This window comes from Pelomonas caseinilytica (assembly GCF_021353235.1).
GTDB lineage: Bacteria > Pseudomonadota > Gammaproteobacteria > Burkholderiales > Burkholderiaceae_C > Pelomonas > Pelomonas caseinilytica.
Genome location: NZ_JAJTWT010000033.1, coordinates 1 through 2,569, shown reverse-complemented (window position 1 = coordinate 2,569; position 2,569 = coordinate 1). Strand labels below are relative to the sequence as shown.

Genomic DNA, 2,569 nt, shown 5'->3' with positions numbered 1-2,569 from the left:
CTAACGAATAGCGTTTATCCGCCGCTCAGGCGAGGCAGGAAGACGTGGTGACATGGCGGCGGCGGATAAACCCGTTGGACTGAACCGCAAACCCGATGGGGCCGGCGGTCGGTGCGAGAGGGGAATGTAAGGCTCAACGCCCGTGGCCGACCCGTGCGGATTCACCCAGGCCGGCCCCGATGAGCGCGGCAGGCCACGTCGTGTACCGCGCCTGCCCTGCACAAGCCCCGGCCAGGCGCATGCACCGCTGGCAACACCGGATTCGCGGTGGGCTTGGACGTCTCGGGCACGGCGCGCGTCCGGCGCCTTCACCTCGCCTCATCGCTCCCATGACCTGCCCGCCGCTCGTCATGGTGGCCCCCGGCAACTGGCCTGGCGCACCGGCAGCAGCCCTCGCAACGCCTGCACATCCGCCCCGCGCTGTTCCACCACACGCCAGGTCCCGTGGCAGTGGGGACAGGTGTTGATCTCGATGACGGCCACTCGCCGCATGAAGTCTTCGGCCTGTTCGCGCGCTTGCGGGTTGGTCGCCGGCATGGCCAGCAATCGCCGCGCTTGGCGCAGCCGCTCGGTCTTGGCGCATGGCGCCAGCAGCCCGTAGTGGCGGATGCGCTTGAAGCCGCCGGGCAGCACGTGCTGCAGCAGCCTGCCGATGAACTGCTCGCCCGGCATCGAGATCACGCGCTTGTCGCCGTGGTCGTCGGCCCGCACGCGCAGCCGCACGCTGTCGCCGTCGATGTCCACCAGCCGCTCATGGCCGATGGCCGTGCGGTGGGTGTAGCGGCTGAGGTAGTCCAGCACCGCTGCGGGGCCGGCCAGCGGGGTCTTGGCGTAGACCACCCAGTCATGGCGCCACAGGGCCGCTCGGCGTTCGCGACGCTCGCGCGCATCGGCCGGGTCGCGCGGCAGCTCGCCCGCGGCTTCAGCCGCTTGCAACGCTGCCATGAACCTGCCCCTGAAGACGCGGCTGAGCGCATGCACCGGGAACAGGAAGCGCTCGCCGCGGGCGGGGGTGACCCAGCTCGACGCGCCATCCTCGCCCTGGCGCAGGGCCCCGCAGGCCATCAGCGCATGCACGTGCAGGTGGCGCCGCAGGTCCTGCGTCCAGGTGTGCAGCACCAGCGTGAATGCGGGCGTGCCGCCGAGCCAGCGCGGGTTGGCCGCAAACTCGGTGAGCGTGGCGGCGGCCTCGTGCATGAGCGTGTCGTAGACCCAGCGTGCATGCGTGCCGGCCAATGCGTTGAGCTCGTGCGGCAGCGTGAAGACGAGGTGGCAGTAGGGCACGGTGAGCAGTTCGCTCAAGCGCGCGGCACGCCAGGCGTCGCGGCTGCGGCTCTGGCACTGCGGGCAGTGGCGGTTGCGGCAGCTGTGCCAGCGCCAGTGCTCGGCGTGGCAGCCGTCGCAGCGCAGCCGCTCGCCGCCGAGTGCCGCGGTGCGGCAGGCGACGATGGCACGCCAGGCGCGGGCCTGCGCGCTGCTCAGCGTATGACGGCTCAGGTACTCGGGCCCGAAGCGGCGCAGCACTTCGGCCAGTGTGGTGGCCATGCTCGGCGGGGCGATGCGATCAGTGCAGCGTGGGCAGTGCGCTCAGCAGCGCCAGGGGCTGGCGGCGCTGGGGGGCGGCGGCGTCGGGCCGCGCCAGGTGCAGGTAGCGCATCGTCGTGCTGATGTGGCTGTGGCCCAGCCACTGCTGTAGGCTGTACAGGTCCACCCCGGCTTCCAGCAGATGAGTGGCGTAGCAGTGGCGCAGGGTGTGGATGCCGCCATGCTTGGTGATGCCGGCGTGGGCGCAGGCCGCGCGGTACCAGCGCTGGGCGACGCAGAGGTCCAGCGGCAGATCGGCGTCACGCTGTGCGGTGAACAGCCAGCCGCGTGGCCGCCCGATGCGCCACCAGGCGCGCGCCACGGCCAGGGTGTCGGGGCTCAGCGGCACGAGGCGGTCCTTGGCGCCCTTGCCTTGCACGACGTGCAGGCACATGCGGTCGGGCTGGCTGTCAATGTGCTCCACGCGCAGCCGGCACAGCTCCGACACGCGCAGGCCCGTGCCGTAGGCCAGTTGCAGGAAGCTACGCGCCTTGACGTGGCAGGCGCAGTCGAAGAGCCGCACGAGTTCGGCGCGGGCCAGCACCTCGGGCAAGGTCTGCGGGGCCGGGCCCAGCGGGATCTGGAAGGTGTCGCCGGGCAGCGCCAGCACGGTGCCGTAGAGGAAGCGGAACGCGCAGCCGTACTGGTTGACGCTGGAGCGCGAGAGGTGGCGTTCGCGCAGCAGGTACAGCAGGTAGGCCTGGACTTCGTCGGCGCTCAGCAGTGCGGGGCTGCGGTCGTAGTGCCGTGCCAGGCGCGCCACCGCGTCGATGTAGCTCTCCTGGGTGCGCACGGCCATCCCCCGCAGTTGCAGCGCGTCGAGCATGCGCTGGCGAAGGGGGCTGATCTTGGTCGGGGTGAGGTCGGCCATGACGGCTCTCCTTGATCCGCTCGGGCACATGCCCGCGTCGGTCAAGGTACGCCTCGCGTTCCACCCACTTCCCAGCAGGGTGAGTACCGCGTCAGCGGTTTAGTTCAACGTGTT

2 protein-coding genes are annotated in these 2,569 nt (G+C 71.0%); both read right to left on the bottom strand.

All coding sequences use genetic code 11. The annotated features are described in order from the left end of the window. Positions 1-348: 348 nt before the first annotated feature. Positions 349-1,545, bottom strand: a complete 1,197-nt coding sequence (locus tag LXT12_RS26620) for an IS91 family transposase (protein ID WP_255763805.1) — start codon at positions 1,543-1,545, stop codon at positions 349-351. Positions 1,546-1,564: 19 nt separating this feature from the next. After that, positions 1,565-2,455: a tyrosine-type recombinase/integrase gene (locus LXT12_RS26615; RefSeq protein WP_233395548.1), complete on the bottom strand. Its 891-nt coding sequence runs from the start codon at positions 2,453-2,455 to the stop codon at positions 1,565-1,567. Positions 2,456-2,569: the final 114 nt, after the last annotated feature.

What these genes read in the sequence shown, in the direction of transcription:
- LXT12_RS26620 (WP_255763805.1), bottom strand. Translation starts at nt 1,545, where the DNA reads ATGGCCACCACACTGGCCGAAGTGCTGCGCCGCTTCGGGCCCGAGTAC.
- LXT12_RS26615 (WP_233395548.1), bottom strand. Translation starts at nt 2,455, where the DNA reads ATGGCCGACCTCACCCCGACCAAGATCAGCCCCCTTCGCCAGCGCATG.